We start from the raw sequence: 14,812 nt of genomic DNA, 5'->3' as shown, positions 1-14,812 counted from the left end.
CCGTACGGTCAGCCGAAGACGGCGGGTGGCGGGACGGGGATGACCACGGCGTCGCCGTCGTTCAGCGGCCGGGCTCCGGCGATGAACTTGACGAGCTCGTCGCCGTACACGCATCGGGCCTGGGTGAGGCCGCCCGCGGCCTTTCTGGTCAGGCCGGCGAAGGGGAGCTCGAGGTGGGAGGCGGCGACGATGAGGTTGCCGAAGCGGCGCCCCCGCATGACGCCGGGCTCGGCGAGCAGGGCCACCTGGGGAAAGGTGCCCCGGATGGTGGCGAGCATCCGGCGGGCGAAGGCCAGGCCCTTGCCGTCGGCGATGTTGACCAGAAGGGTACCGTCCGGGCGCAGGACGCGGGCGGCGTCACCCATGTATTCGGAGGTGGCCAGGTCGAGCGGCATCGCGGCGCCGCTGAAGGCGTCCAGCACGATCAGGTCGGCCGAGTCGTCCTGGAGCCCGGCGGTGGCCGTACGGCCGTCGAGGATCTTGACCTTGAGCCGGGGCACCGACTTGAGCCGGAGCTGGTCCCTGACGAGCTGGACGAGGTCCCCGTCCGGCTCGGCGACGATCTGGCGGGATCCGGGGCGGGTCGCCGCGACGTAGCGGGGCAGGGTGCAGGCGCAGCCGCCCACGTGCACGGCGTCCAGCGGGCCCTCGCCGAGGAGGTCGATCACGACGGCCATCAGCTGGACGTATTCGAAGTCGAGGTAGGTGGCGTCGTCCAGGTCCACATAGGACTGCGGGACGCCGTCCTTGGAGATCACCCAGCCGGAGGAACGGTCCAGGTCCTGTAGAAGGTCGACCTCGCCGAAGGTGACCGGATAACGGCCCGGCATCGGCCCCTTCAATTCCCGCCTGACCATCAGATTTGAGCCTCTTTCGTCTGATATACACCCGGGGAGAAATCCATGGGAGAAACCGTATGCGTAGTCGAGCGGTCCTCGCGCTCATCATCGTCGTGCTCCTTGTCAGCGGGGCGGGCATCTACGTTCTGGTACGGCCCACCGGGCCGGAGCCGGGCTCTCCGGCGGCGGCCGGTCCCGAGGAGACGGCCGAGGCATACCTGAGCGCCTGGCAGGACAGCGACATCTCCACGATGAGCCGCCTGGTCGCCGACGCCCCCTCCGACTTCGTCGAGCGGCACCTCGCCTTCAGCCGCGATCTGGACATCGAGTCGCTCACGCTCACCCCCGGCACGCTGAGGCGGCAGGGCGAGCGGGCGGAGCTGCCGTTCCAGGGAATCAGGGGGATCAAGGACCTCGGGAACTGGGCGTTCGCCTCGACGCTGAGACTGGCCCTGCGGGACGGCAGGTGGAAGGTGCTCTGGGCGCCGGAGACGCTGCACCCGGCGCTCAAGGACGGCGGGCGGCTCTGGTTCAGGGAGGTTCCGGCACCGGGGATCGAGCTGGTCACCCGTTCCGGCGTGCGGTTCCCGCGCGACAGCGGGGCCGAGGACTACCTCGGCGGGCTCAACGCCGACGTGGGGGCGACCGAGAGCGGCTACGTCCTGGAAGCCGCCGCGGCGGACGGGAGGATCGAGGAACTGGTGACGTTCCCGCCGCCGAACGCCAAGAAGATCAAGACCACCTTCTCCCGGCCGATCCAGGCCGCGGCGGCCCGCGCGCTGGACGGCGTGGACAGGCCCGCGGCGATCGTGGCGATCCAGGCCGACACCGGCCAGGTGCTCGCGGTCGCCGACCGGCTGGGCGGGGAGGGCGCCTTCCGCGGCTACTACCCCCCGGGCTCGACGTTCAAGGTGATCACCGCCGCCGCCCTGCTCTCCGCCGGCCTGAGCGCGGACTCACCGGTGCGGTGCCCCGCGACCTACACGCCCCCGAACGGCCAGCCGATTCAGAACGCCGGAGGGGACGCCGCCCCCGGAACCATCACGCTGGCCGGCGCCTTCGCGGTCTCCTGCAACACGACCTTCGTCGAGCAGTCGATCCTGCGGCTCTCGGCCGGCGGCCTGGTGAAGGCCGCCGAGCTGTTCGGGTTCAACCAGGACATCAAGGGCCCGGGGGTCTGCGGCAGGATCGAACCCCACGGAGACGTCGACGACCTCCGCTCTGACGCCATCGGCCAGAACTCGGTGGTGGCCAGCCCGCTCTGCATGGCCCTGGCCGCGGCGGCCGTACAGAACGGATCCTGGCGCCAGCCGTCCATGATGAAACGTCCCGCGGAGCCGGAGGACACGGTCGCCCTGCCGCCCGGGGTGGCCGCGGGCCTGCGCACGATGATGCGGGAGGTCGTGTCGAGCGGCACCGCCTCCTCCGCGAACCTTCCCGCCGGTACGGCGGGCAAGACGGGGACCGCCGAGGTGGACGGGCAGGAGACACACGCCTGGTTCATCGGCTATCGGGGAAAGCTGGCCTTCGCCGTCTTCGTGAAGAACGGCGGAAGCGGCGCGCAGGCGGCCGTCCCCATCGCCGCGCGCTTCCTGCGCGCCCTCTAGCCCCCTGGTCTTCGCATACGCCGTATCGCTGCAGGTCAAACGGGTGAGGTGCGGAGAGTGGGTCCGGCGAAAGAGATCCCCGGCCACGCCCGGTGGGTCGTCGGCCACGCCGATACGTTTCGGAGCCAGAACGTCGTCCCTTCCTCGGGGAAGCCGTCACCGGCCACGCGAGCCCGTCCGGGAGCCGGACGCGCTTCCTCCCGTTCGGGAAGTCCGGTATCCGTGTATGGCAGATCACAACCTACGGTGACGTAACTTACGGTACCGTAGGTTTATGACCACGATCGGCACCGAAAGACTCGTCCTCCCGGAGCCCATCAAGCCTCGCCTCCGCGGCTGGCTCCATGCCGCGGCCCTTCCCCTCGCGCTCGTCGCGGGGTTCGTCCTCGTCGCGCTGGGGCCCGTCCCGCAGGCACGGCTCGCCGCCGCGGTCTACGCGATCACCTCGGGCCTGCTCTTCGGCGTCTCGGCCACCTATCACCGCGGCACGCTCTCCCCGCGCCTCGCAGAGGTGCTGCGCCGCCTCGACCACGCCAACATCTACCTGATCATCGCGGGCACCTACACCCCGTTCGCGCTGCTCGCCCTGGACGGGCCGGCCAGCGCGGTGGTGCTCGGGGTGATCTGGACCGGCGCGATCGCCGGGGTGCTGTTCCGGGTGCTGTGGATCGGCGCCCCCCGCTGGCTGTCGACCGCGCTCTACATCGGTCTCGGCTGGACGGCCGTCTTCGTGCTGCCCCAGCTGGTGGAGGGCGCGGGAGCGGTCGCGGTGGTCCTGCTCTTCGCGGGCGGCCTGCTCTACACGGCGGGCGGAGTCGTGTACGGCCTGCGCCGCCCCGACCCCTCTCCCCGCTGGTTCGGCTTCCACGAGGTCTTCCACGCCTTCACCGTCGCCGCCTACGTGGCCCAGTACGTCGCGGTGTCCCTGGTGGTGTACGCGGCGACATAATGCGCCGATCGGCCCGGCCGGCTCGCGACGCGTCCGAGACGGTGCGCCGCGAGCTCAGGGAAGGTCCGCGCGCGCCACGTCAGGGACGGCACGTCGCGAGCTCCGGTCGGGCGGCGACGCGCCCAGGGTGGCGCGTCGCGAGCCCCGGTCCGGTCAGACGGCGACGCGTTCGAGGCGGCGCATCGCGAGTTCCGCGAGGAGCGCGGCGCCGTCGGGAAGCACCGCGTTGTCGAACAGCGCCTCCGGGGCGTGGTTGTAGGCGGCCTTGCCGGGATCGGCGTCCGCCGGGCACGCGCCGAGCGCCACGAACGCCGACGGCACCTGGTCGCAGACGAAGGAGAAGTCCTCCGAGCCGGTGAACGGCTGGGGGGCCGTGAGGAACCGGTGCTCGCCGTACACCTCGCGGACGGTCGAGCCCACGAAGTCGGCCTCGGTGGGGTTGTTGACCGTGACCGGGTAGCTCACCTCGTAGTCGGCGTCCACCTCCAGCCCGTGGGCCGCCGCGATGCCCTTCACCAGGGTCACCGCCCGTTCCTGGATCCGCGCGTGCGCGGCGCCGGAGAACGACCGGATCGTCGCCTCGAACCGGGCCTCCTCCGGGATGATGTTGTCGGCGGTGCCCGCGTGGAAACTCCCGACGGTGACGACCACCGGGTCGAACACGTCGAACCCCCGCGTCACCATGGTCTGCAGCGCGGTGACCATCTCGCAGGCGGCGGGGATCGGGTCGTTGGCGCGGTGCGGCGACGAGCCGTGCCCGCCGGCGCCGCGCACGGTCACGATGAGCCTGTCGGCGGCGGCCATCATCGGCCCGCCCTTGGTGACGAACATTCCCTGGGGGATCACCGAGCTGATCACGTGCAGGGCGTAGGCCGCGACCGGGCGCTCGCCCGTCGCGTCCAGTACGCCCTCGTCAATCATGATCTTCGCGCCGCCCTGGCCCTCCTCGCCCGGCTGGAACATGAAGAGCACGTTTCCGGCGAGCCGGTCACGCCTGGCCGCCAGCAGATGTGCCGCCCCGGTCAGCATGGTGGTGTGCAGATCGTGGCCGCACGCGTGCATCCGGCCGTCCAACTGCGAGGTGACCGCCGCGCCGCTGCGCTCGGAGACCGGCAGGGCGTCCATGTCGCCCCGGAGCAGCACGGTCGGACCCGGCTGGGAGCCTCGCAGCACCGCGGTGATCGAGCTCAGCCCGTCGCCGAGCCGTACCTCCAGGGGGAGACCGGCGAGCGCCGTCAGCACCTTCTCCTGGGTGCGCGGCAGGTCGAGACCCAGTTCGGGCTCCCGGTGCAGGGCGTGGCGGAGGCGGACGAGCTCGTCCCGCATGTCGATGGCGGACTCGTGAAGGGACACCGGGCATCCTCCTGGTGATCTAACAGCTATATGTCGTGAAACGGACGATAGCTCTGATTTAACCGAATTGTGGTCTCAGAGTGGTGATCATCCGGAAAGGAATCGAGCACACGGGGAGGGAACATGGAAGAGCTGGCTCATACCTGGTGGGTGTACCTGATTCGTGGCGTGTGCGCGATCCTGTTCGGTCTGCTGGCGATCATCTGGCCGGGCATGACGCTCTTCGTCCTGGTCGCCGCCTTCGGCGCGTACGCCATCGTCAACGGTGTCTTCGAGCTGTTCAGCTCGGGCAGGGGAGGCTCTCGGGGCTGGACGATCTTTTCCGGCGTCGGCAGCATCCTGATCGGTCTCCTGGTCCTGTTCTGGCCGGGGATCACCGCGCTCATCCTGCTGCTCCTCGTCGCGAGCTGGGCCGTCGTCGTCGGCATCCTGGAGGTCGTCGCGGCGATCCTGCTCCGCAGGGCCGTGGAGGGAGAGTGGATGTTCATCGTCAGCGGCGTGCTGGCGGTGCTGTTCGGCATCCTGCTGTTCCTCTGGCCCGCCACGGGCGCGCTGGCCATCGCCTGGCTCATCGGCGCCATGGCGATCGTGTACGGGATCTCCCTGCTGGCACTGGCGTTCAGGGTCAGGGGAGTCGGTTCCTACGGCCCTTCGGGAAGACCTCACCCCGCTTGACGGCCGGAGAATCTTCACAGAGACCGGGGTCTATGCGTAAGATTTCCGTATAGACGCGTCATGAACGGGGGATCATCAGTCCAGGTCAACGTGGAGGGGACATGGATGTACACGGCTGTCTCGCTCGTCATCTGCTCGTCGACGGTTACCGGCTGGTGCTGGACCTCGAACGGAGCCGGGGCTCCCGGCTCGTCGACGCCCGCACCGGCCGGAGCTACCTGGACTTCTACACCTTCTTCGCCTCGGCGCCCCTGGGCGTGAACCCGTTCGACGATGATCCGGACTTCCTGGCCATGCTCGGCCGGATCGCCGCGAACAAGCCCGCCAACTCCGACCTCTACACCAGCCACCTCGCCGACTTCATCGAGACGTTCACCCGCGTCCTCGGCGATCCCGAGCTGCCGCACCTGTTCTTCGTGGAAGGCGGTGCGCTCGCCGTGGAGAACGCGCTGAAGTGCGCCTTCGACTGGAAGAGCCGCCACAATGAGGCGAACGGGCGCTCCCCGGAGCTGGGCACCAAGGTGCTCCACCTCACCCGAGCCTTCCACGGGCGCAGCGGCTACACCCTCTCGCTGACCAACACCGACCCGGTCAAGACCGACCGTTTCCCGAAGTTCGACTGGCCCCGGATCGAGGTGCCGGCGATCCACCTCGGTGACGTCGAGGCGGCCGAGGAGCGGGCTCTGGCCCAGGCACGGGCGGCTTTCGAGCGGCACCCGCACGACATCGCCTGCTTCATCGCCGAACCCATCCAGGGCGAGGGCGGCGACAACCACCTGCGAGCCGAGTTCCTGCTGGCGATGGAGCGGCTCTGCCACGAGCACGACGCGCTCCTGGTCATGGACGAGGTGCAGACCGGGGCCGGGCTCACCGGCACCCCCTGGGCGTACCAGCAGCTGGGCGTGCGCCCCGACATCGTGGCCTTCGCCAAGAAGGTCCAGGTGGGTGGGATCATGGCGGGCCGCAGGGTCGACCTGGTGCCCGACAACGTGTTCCAGGTCAGCGGCAGGATCAACTCGACCTGGGGCGGCGGGCTGGTCGACATGGTCCGCTCCCGGCGGATGCTGGAGATCGTGGAGCGCGACGGCCTGATCCCGCGTGCCGGAGAGCTCGGCGGCGAGCTTCTCACCGCGCTGCTGAAGGTCCAGGCGCACTTCCCCGACCTGGTCGAGAATGCCCGCGGGCGCGGGCTGATGTGCGCCTTCGACCTGCCGGACCCTGCGGAGCGCGACCTCCTGGTGGCCTCCCTCAGGGAGAACGAGGGGGTGCTCGTCCTGCCGTGCGGCGAGCGGTCGGTGCGGCTCCGTCCGGCACTCTCGGTCACTCCCGACGAGCTGGGGGAGGGCGTGTCCGCCATCGACCGGGCCCTGGAGTCCTTCAGGGACGTGCGGCTGTCGGCCTAGCGACGCCGGAGATCGCGCCTGCCGGTCCGAAGTCCGCCGGTCGGCCCGGAGGCCACCCGGCGGCCAGGAGGCCGTCTTCCGGCCCGGGAGCGGCCTGCCCGCCTGGAGCTCGTCTCTCGGCCGGGGGGTCGCCTTTCGGCCTGCAACCTGTCAGCTTGGAAGTCGTCTCTCGGCCGGGAAGCGCGGGGGCTCCTCGTGGGCGGCTCGCTCCAGCCAGAGGCCGATCGCGGTGACCCGCGAGTCCACGCCGAGTTTGGCGTATATCCGGTTTACGTGGTTCTTCACGGTTTTCTCGCTGAGAAATAGGTGCTGGGCGATCTGCCCGTTGGAGCGACCCGTCGCGATCAGCTCCATGACCTCGGTCTCGCGCCTGCTCAAGCCCGTCACGACTCTGGGTTCGGCGTCGAACGGGGCATCGTCGACTCTCATCCGGCCTCCGTGGCAGCCAACACGGTCAGGTCGCCGAAACCCCCGGTCTTACGGCGTAGCGATAGCAGCGAGCATAACCCGCTATATCCATTTTTGGTGGCAAGTGGATGGTTCGGAAAAACAGAACGGCCGATCCCGTAGGACCGGCCGTTCTTCTGGGGTGAGTGACGGGACTTGAACCCGCGACATCTAGGACCACAACCTAGCGCTCTACCAGCTGAGCTACACCCACCATGTCCGCCGCAGCAGCACATGAAAAAGCATAGCGGTTTCTGGGAGTCGTTTCGCACCGGGTTTCCGGCGGAGGCTCAGGGAGTACGGGTGGAAACGCCCTCCGCCAGCTCCCGGGCGGTCGCGGAATCGGGTCCTGGCTGGGCCACGAAGACCGCCGCGCGGTAGTAGCGCAGCTCCCTGATGCTCTCGGTGATGTCGGCCAGAGCCCGATGTCCACCTTGTTTCTCGGGCGAGGCGAAGTAGACCCGGGGGTACCACCGCCGGGCCAACTCCTTCACCGAGGAGACATCGATCATCCGGTAATGCAGGAACGCGTCCACGGCAGGCATGTCACGCGAGATGAACGACCTGTCGGTGGAGATGGAGTTGCCGCACAACGGAGCCTTCTTGGGCTCCCGGATATGGCTCTTGATGTATTCGATCACCATGGTCTCGGCCTCGGCCAGCGTGACGCCGCCACCCAGCACGTCCAGCAGGCCGGAGGCCGTGTGCATCTCCCGCACCACCTCCGACATCTGCTCAATCGATTCGGGTGGGGGCTTGATGACCACGTCCACACCCTCGTCAAGCTGGTTCAGCTCGCCGTCGGTGACCACGCAGGCCACCTCGACGAGCGCATCACGGCCAAGGTCGAGCCCGGTCATCTCACAATCGATCCAGACCAGCAGATCACTCATAGCCTTCAGGGTAGTACTCCCTTCAGGAGAGCTTGAGCGACTCGACAACTCGGTCGGCCACCGACACGTTGAGATTGTCCGGCACGGACAGGTAGACCAGCGCCGGAGGGGTGGAGGCTCCCCGGTCCACGATCACGAAGGCGGCTCGCTCCTTCTTCCACTTCCAGCCGTTGGCCTCGGACTCCTTGGAGAAGTCCAGATCGACCATGAGCAGCCAGGCGTCCTTGCCGCTCACCTTGATGGCCTTGTCCTGGACGGTCTTCCGCAGGTGCTCGGGGCTGTAGTAGACCGGCTCGACGGCTTTCAGCAACGTCGCCGCGGTCGCCTGCATGCTGTCGACCCCGCCGTAGGGCAGTCCCTCGGGAAGCGTGCCGGTGAAGATGTTGCCGAGCCAGTTGCTGCCCTTGCCGTCGAAGTCGTTCTGGGAGACCGCGACGGCCGCGGTGTTCCACGTCAACCCGAGCGGGTCGGCGGCAACGCTCGTGGGCACCTGCCAGGGTGAGCTGGGAAACGCGTAGGACAGGCCGGTCTCGGGGTCCTGTACGCGTCCGCCCCGCGGCTGGGGCAGCGGGGGAGCGCTGTTCTGCTGATCCGGGATGGACGGCGGGATCGTCGTCTCGGGCAGCGGCTCGGAACTCGGCTCCTGCGTCGTCGCGGGCGGCGAGGTGACATCACTCGCGGTGGGCGTGGGGTCGGGGTTCATCAGGAACATCGCGGCGACCACGATGACGACGATCAGAGCCACCACTCCGCTGCCGCCCAGGATCCACGGCAACGGGTTCTTCTTGCGGGGCGGCGGGCCCGACGGATACCCGAACGCGGGAGCGGGCATCTGCATCGTGTTGCCGCTGGACGGCGCGCCCCAGTGCGGCTGATCCATGCGGGCGCCCTCCGGCGCCGGAATGGTCTGCTGGCCCCACTGCTGCCCCGCGCCCTCCCGAGGCTCGGACGGCGGTCCGGCGGGCCCGCCGGGTGCGGGGGATCCGAAGGAATCAGAAGGGCTGGTAGGGCTGGAGTGAAGCTCCGCCGAGCGAGGCCCTGCCGGCTGGGACGAAGATCCGGTCTGCGGCGCCTGGGACACGGGCTGCCCGGCGGGGACGTCCCCGGGATGCGTGGCGTCGGTCCACTGACTCCCGTCCCACCAGCGCAACTGTGGCGAGCCGTAGGGGTCGGGGTACCAGCCGGGTGGGGTCTGCGTGGTCATGGCCGCCAGAGTAGTAAGAACCGCTTAGCAGTGCATTGTTGACCTTGTGCCCCACTCATGAACATTTGGCAGTAAAAGTCGCCTTGTCCTGGAGCTTCTTGCCGTCGGGGAGCGGAGAGATCACCTGCAGCGTGGCGGTTCCCTTGAAACTTCCCTTGCCCTTGACCCTCCACAGCAGGCTCACCTCGTGCGAGGTCTCCCCGGCCACGAGCCGGTCGGTCTGGGCGATCGGGACTTTTTTATCGCTCTGCTTCCACTGGTAGCGAATCTCTCCGGCCGAGCCGTTGGTGGAGAGCATGCCCGTGATCATGACGGGTGTGTTGCACTTCTGCACCGCCTTGGGGGCGGTCACGTCCACCGCGGTCACCTCCAGAGGCATCGACGGGCCACGGAACAGCCAGATCGCCAGCCCGGCCACGATCATCAGCGCGAGGATCACCGAGGCGAGTATCGTGCGGGCCCGCCGCTGCCTGGGCGGAGCCCCTCGGCTCCGGAGCCCGGCCGCGGTTAGCTCCGTCTGCTGCTGGTCCCGGCCGGCCCGCCAGATCTGGGCGGCCGTGGTGTCCACCGGCACCCCCGGGCCGAACCGCATGATCACGTCTTCGGTGGGAGGCTCGCCGGCCCTCGGATCCTTCAGCAGCGTGACGATGTCTCCCTCGTCCGGCATGACCGGCGTCCGCGCCGACTGCCCGACCTGGGTGGGCATGTCGCGCTCCGCCCGCCGCCGCAGGATCTCCACCAGCCTGTCGCGGGTGACGAACCCCGGCGGCAGCTGATCACGCCCTAGGAGCAGGGTGTCGCGAGCCGGGGTGAGTCCGAGGGTGGAGGCCGTGGCCGCCGCCCGTTCGAGCAGGGCTGCCGACCGGGGGTCGGCCGCGGACCAGCTGGCGGCCAGGCCCCGCGCGAGCGAGGCCCAGGCCGTCACGTCCCGCTCGGGAGCGGGAGGCCGCCCGAGCAGCGCGTCGGCCAGCCCCCGTTCGGCGAGCAGGGCCGAGCCGTCCGAGGCGATCGCCACGGTGCCGGGATGCAGCGCCCCGTGGGCGAGCCCGGCGGCGTGTATGGCCAGCAGCGTCTGCGCGATCTCCACGAGGATGGTGGCCGCGCTGCCCGCGTCGGGACGCGGGATCCCGGGTTCGTCGGCCAGCAGGTCGGCCACGTTCGGGCTGACCGGCTCGGCGGTGAGCAGCCAGACCTCGTCCTGGGCCGTGATCAGATCGGCGATCGGGACCAGCCCGGTCAGGCCGCTCTGGGCCAGCCTGCGGTCCGCGACCACGGCCGCGACCAGCCGGTCACGGGTCGCGCGATCGGTGATCAGCCGTGGATCGAACCTGAGCGCGGTCCCGGGCCGTCCGTCGGCGGAGACAGCCGACGACCAGGTGCCCAGATCGTCGGCCCAGGTGCGGCCGGCCAGCCGGAATCCGGCGATGTTCGCCCCGTCGGTGCTCATGATCGTGCTCGTTCAGCCATTTACTGCCATCTCTACTGTGGGCCGACCACGCCGCTCTACCGGGGGTCGACCGCGCCGCGTGTCACCGTCAGTGTCAACGGAACGGCGTCGTTCGTCATCAGCTTGAGGGTGAGGAGTGCCGGGGCGGCCGTCCCGATGCCGAGTGAAGCGATGATCCCTTTCCGGGGGGTTCCTTCCGAGGACCCGGGGGCGTTCTGCTCCGGCGGGTTTTCCACGCCGCGGGGACTGGTCTGCGGCGGCGAGGGGTTCTCCTCGGTCGGGGCGCTGGTCGGTTGCGGAGGCCTCGTCGGCCGTGGCGGCCGAGTGGGGGCGGCCGTCGCCGGCGGCGGAGTCGGCGGTGGGGTCGTCGCCGGGCGGGTCGAGGGAGCGGCCGGGACACCGATGTCGGAGGTGTCCACGCCGGAGGGGCTCGGCGACGGCTTCACGGGGGGCTTCGTCGGTTTGAGCGTTGGCTTTTTCGTCGGTTTGACCGGTGGTTTCTTGGTGGGTTTCACCGGCGGTTTGGGCTTGGGAAGCGGGTTTCCGGTGGGTGGCGCCGGCGGAGGGCCGGCCACGGTGGGTGCCGCGGTGGTTGTCGGCTCGGGTGTTTCCTCGGCCGGCTCCTCCGTGGGCGGCTCCTCCGTGGGCTCCTCGGTGGGCTCGGCGGTGTCCTCGGCCGGGATGATCGTCTCCACCGGCTCCGAGGGGGACGGTTCCTGCGTGGTGGCCGTGCCCTGCGTCTGGATTTCGGTGACGTCACCGGCGTTGACCAGCACCGCGGTCACGCCGCTGATCGCCGCGACGAACCCGAGGCCGACCAGGACCTTGACCCCCAGCTTGCCGCCCAGGGACGTTCCCCGGTTCACATTCCGGCTTCGGCTCCGGCTCCGGCTCCAGCGCCGGCCTCCGCCTTCGCCTTCGCCGAGGTCCGTCTGGGCCAGGGAGGTGTTGGCGACTCCCGAAGCCGGCGCCTTCCCCAGGGGGAACAGCGAGGCCAGGAGCAGAGCGACCCCGGCCAGGCGGCGACGGCCGCGCTCCTGCCACTCCGGCCCGTAGGCATCGGCGGCGACGGCCTCCAGCTCGGTGAGGAAGGCGGCGGCGGTCGGCGGCCGGTCGGCCGGGTCCTTGGCCAGGCCCCGCTCCACCAGTCCCCGCAGGGGTGCCGGCACCTCCTCGACGGGCGGTGGCGTGACCTGGTGCTGCCGGGCCAGCGCGGCGATGTTCGTGGCGCGGAAGGGCCGGGTGCCGGTCAGGCACTCGAAGAACACGACGGTGGCGGCGTAGACATCGGTCGACGGCCCGGCGGGACCTCCCAGCCACTGCTCGGGCGCCATGTAAGGCGGCGTGCCGGCCGGGGCCTCACCGTCGCCGGCGCGGACCGCGATGCCGAAGTCGACGAGCTTGCTCATGCCGCTCGCGTCGACCATCACGTTCTCCGGCTTGAAGTCGCGGTGCACGACTCCGGCCGTGTGCGCGGTGGCCAGCCCCAGCAGGGAGCCCTTGAGCACGACCAGCGCGGCCTCCGGGCCGGTCGGCCCCTCGGAGCGCAGGAGCGCGCGCAGGGCGACACCGTCCACCAGCTCCATGACGATGGCCGAGCCCTCGCCGGTTTCGACGTAGTCGTACAACTGGACGGAATGAGGGCTGTCCAGGGTGTTGAGCACCCGCGCCTCTTGCCGGAAACGTGCCACGAACGCGACATCGTTGCGGAGCTCGTCGGACAGGTACTTGATCGCCACCAGGACGCCGTCGGCGTCGTGCCGTGCCATCACCACGGAGCCGCCGGCACCGGCGCCCAACTCGCGGATTTCTGTGTATCCGGGGATTCGCCAACCTGACGACGTGCCGTGCATAACCGTCTCCTCAGTTGCCTGGGCCCCCACCCATAACAGACGAACCGTAGCCTAGCGATAGACGATCGTGTTCTCGTTATCAATCACGAAACAGCCCACAAAGCCGGAGTGATCAGTCCCTGTCCTGCGATATCGCGGTCAGGAGGTACGTTCCGCGGACGTCTTGACCGTGTCCTTCGATGACGGCGGCGCGGGGGCGGCCGGGATCGGCGAGATGGTACGGGCGATCGTCGCCTTCGGCTTCGTCTGCACCGTGCGGGTCACCGCGGGCTTCGGCTTGGCCGTGCGGGTCGCGGTGGGCTTCGGCTCCGGTCTGACCGTGCGGGTCGCCGTGGGTTTCGGTGTCGGTCTCACCGTGCGGGTCACCGTTGGTTTCGGCGTCGGTTTGACGGTGCGGGTGGCCGTGGGCTTCGGCGTCGGTTTGGGGCACGCGGGAGTCCTGCCGTTCGCGCCGCTTGAGCCTCCGGACGGATCGCCGGTCGCCATGACGCTCCAGGTCGACCCGCAGGCCACCTTCGCGAAGGCGAACCTGACCGTCCGCGTGTAGCCGGTCGCCCCGGACAGGGGCACGACGGCCTGCTGCATGGCCTGACCGGCCTGGAAGACCACGCTCAGGCGCACCTGCCGGGTGTTCGCGGTGTCCACGGAGACCGAGACCACCCCGGTGCCCCGCGCGTTGAGATTGGCCCGCAGCACGTCCACCCGGCGCACCTCTGGCTTCGGAGGCTTGGGTGTGGGGGGCGGTTCGGGGGATTTCGAGGGGGGCGGGGTGGGGGTCTTGGCCGGAGGCTTCGGCGACGGCGAGACCGACGGGGAAGAGGACGGGGAGGCGGTCTGGGAGGCCGGCGGTTCCCCGGACGGTCCGGCCGCAGCGGACTCGGAGGGCTCGGAGAACTCGGAAGGCGACCCCGGCGGTGGCACGGAGGAGTCCGGGGAGTCGGAAACCGAGGGGGACGTCGAGGGAGTCGGCAGGGAAAGGGGCGCCAGGGCCGCCGCCTCGGGGGACGGCTCCGCGGCGACGATATTGATCTTCTGGGCCTGCGGTGACCGGTCGCCGGCCAGCGCGTACACACCGAGGCCGCCCGCGATCACCACCAGTCCCGCCCCCACCGCGACCCCCGTGGTCCTCGTGCGCAGCGTGCCGAGCACCGTCTGGAACAGCGTGGTCCCGGTCACCGGGCCGGGAGGGTCGTTGAGCCGGAACAGCAGGGGGAGCAGCGCCGCCAGCGCGGCCAGTTTGCGGCGTCCGCGCTCCTCCCAGTCCTCGCCGTACCCCGCGACGGCCGCGGTCTCCAGCTCGGCCACGAAGCCGGCGGCGGTGGACGGCCGGTCCGCCGGGTCCTTGGCCATGCCCCTGGCGATCAGCGTCCGGACCGCCTCGGGCGCCTCCTCCACCGGGATCGGCGCGTTCTGGTGCTGGTACATCAGCACGGCCCGCTCGGTCGCCCGGTACGGCCGGTGCCCGGTCAGGCACTCGAAGAAGACGGTGGTCGCCGCGTAGACGTCCGTGGCGGGAGACGCGGGACCGCCCGTCCACTGCTCGGGCGCCATGTAGGGCGGGGTGCCCGCGGGCCGGTCGCTCTTTCCCGCCTGTACGGCGATGCCGAAGTCGACCAGCTTGCTGGTGCCGTCCGCCTGGACGAGCACGTTCTCCGGCTTGTAGTCCCGGTGCACCAGCCCGGTGTGATGGGCGGCCGCCAGCCCCGTGAGCGAGCCCTTGAGCACGGCCAGGGCCGCCTCGGGCCCGGTCGAGCCGTGTTCGCGGAGCAGTTCCCGCAGGGAGACGGCGTCGACGGCCTCCATGACGATGGCGGCGCCCCCGGCCATCTCGACGTATTCGTAGAGCTGCACCACGTTGTCGTCCGCCAGCTCGACCAGGAGCCTGGCCTCGGACCGGAACCGGGCGAGGAAATCCGGGTCGCCCCTGAGCTGCTCGGCCAGATATTTGATGGCGACCCGGGCGCCCGAGTCGTCGTGCCGGGCGAGCACGACCCGGCCACCGCCGCCCGCGCCGAGCTCGCGCAGTTCGGTGTATCCGGGGAGGTTCCATTCGACGGACGTCATGTGCCGCACTCCAGCGTTCCGGGTCCCGGGCGAGGGGCTTCGCTAGGAAGACGTGTGGCGCCTGAGGCCGGTTTGCCG

Annotated in this window: 12 protein-coding genes and 1 tRNA gene; 4 read left to right on the top strand and 9 right to left on the bottom strand. The window is 70.1% G+C overall.

Annotated features, from left to right (window positions below):
* Positions 1-8: 8 nt before the first annotated feature.
* Positions 9-857, bottom strand: a complete 849-nt coding sequence (locus DKM19_RS36820; RefSeq protein WP_239513784.1) for a spermidine synthase — start codon at positions 855-857, stop codon at positions 9-11.
* Positions 858-916: 59 nt separating this feature from the next.
* Here DKM19_RS36820 and DKM19_RS36815 point away from each other — a divergent pair, with 59 nt between their 5' ends.
* Complete coding sequence (locus DKM19_RS36815; RefSeq protein ID WP_110702251.1) at positions 917-2,446, top strand: penicillin-binding transpeptidase domain-containing protein; 1,530 nt, start codon at positions 917-919, stop codon at positions 2,444-2,446.
* Positions 2,447-2,720: 274 nt separating this feature from the next.
* Positions 2,721-3,395, top strand: coding sequence for a hemolysin III family protein (locus DKM19_RS36810; RefSeq protein WP_110702249.1), 675 nt, complete (start codon positions 2,721-2,723; stop codon positions 3,393-3,395).
* Between the two features lie 153 nt (positions 3,396-3,548).
* Here the strand turns inward: DKM19_RS36810 and DKM19_RS36805 are convergent, their stop codons facing one another.
* Positions 3,549-4,748, bottom strand: coding sequence for a M20 family metallopeptidase (locus DKM19_RS36805; RefSeq protein WP_110702247.1), 1,200 nt, complete (start codon positions 4,746-4,748; stop codon positions 3,549-3,551).
* 123 nt (positions 4,749-4,871) lie between these two features.
* Between DKM19_RS36805 and DKM19_RS36800 the strand changes: the two genes are divergently transcribed.
* Together DKM19_RS36800 and lat are read left to right on the top strand one after the other, a co-directional pair.
* Positions 4,872-5,423, top strand: coding sequence for an HdeD family acid-resistance protein (locus tag DKM19_RS36800; RefSeq protein ID WP_110702245.1), 552 nt, complete (start codon positions 4,872-4,874; stop codon positions 5,421-5,423).
* A 101-nt stretch (positions 5,424-5,524) separates the two neighbouring features.
* Positions 5,525-6,826: an L-lysine 6-transaminase gene (gene lat, locus DKM19_RS36795; RefSeq protein WP_110702243.1), complete on the top strand. Its 1,302-nt coding sequence runs from the start codon at positions 5,525-5,527 to the stop codon at positions 6,824-6,826.
* A gap of 150 nt (positions 6,827-6,976) precedes the next feature.
* Here the strand turns inward: lat and DKM19_RS36790 are convergent, their stop codons facing one another.
* The 7 genes from DKM19_RS36790 to DKM19_RS51275 all read right to left on the bottom strand — a co-directional run bounded on the left by DKM19_RS36790 (position 6,977) and on the right by DKM19_RS51275 (position 14,734).
* Positions 6,977-7,255, bottom strand: coding sequence for a LuxR C-terminal-related transcriptional regulator (locus tag DKM19_RS36790; protein WP_089205871.1), 279 nt, complete (start codon positions 7,253-7,255; stop codon positions 6,977-6,979).
* Positions 7,256-7,411: 156 nt separating this feature from the next.
* Positions 7,412-7,487, bottom strand: a tRNA-His gene (locus DKM19_RS36785).
* Positions 7,488-7,563: 76 nt separating this feature from the next.
* Positions 7,564-8,166 carry an oligoribonuclease gene (gene orn, locus DKM19_RS36780; protein WP_110702241.1) on the bottom strand — a complete coding sequence of 201 codons (603 nt, stop codon included), beginning with the start codon at positions 8,164-8,166 and terminating at the stop codon, positions 7,564-7,566.
* A gap of 22 nt (positions 8,167-8,188) precedes the next feature.
* The gene (locus tag DKM19_RS36775; RefSeq protein WP_110702239.1) at positions 8,189-9,370 is read right to left on the bottom strand and encodes a DUF2510 domain-containing protein; all 1,182 of its coding nucleotides are present in this window, start codon (positions 9,368-9,370) and stop codon (positions 8,189-8,191) included.
* 55 nt (positions 9,371-9,425) lie between these two features.
* Positions 9,426-10,817: a hypothetical protein gene (locus DKM19_RS36770; protein ID WP_110702237.1), complete on the bottom strand. Its 1,392-nt coding sequence runs from the start codon at positions 10,815-10,817 to the stop codon at positions 9,426-9,428.
* A gap of 56 nt (positions 10,818-10,873) precedes the next feature.
* A complete protein-coding gene (locus DKM19_RS36765) occupies positions 10,874-12,670 on the bottom strand; it encodes a serine/threonine-protein kinase (RefSeq protein ID WP_110702235.1) in 1,797 nt (598 codons plus the stop codon).
* A gap of 138 nt (positions 12,671-12,808) precedes the next feature.
* Complete coding sequence (locus DKM19_RS51275; RefSeq protein ID WP_204358400.1) at positions 12,809-14,734, bottom strand: protein kinase; 1,926 nt, start codon at positions 14,732-14,734, stop codon at positions 12,809-12,811.
* Between the last annotated feature and the right edge of the window lie 78 nt (positions 14,735-14,812).

The organism is Streptosporangium sp. 'caverna' (assembly GCF_003203775.1).
In the GTDB taxonomy this organism is placed as follows: Bacteria; Actinomycetota; Actinomycetes; order Streptosporangiales; family Streptosporangiaceae; genus Streptosporangium; species Streptosporangium subroseum.
Note: the sequence above shows the minus strand (reverse complement) of the source record. Positions and strands in the feature narration are given on the sequence as shown.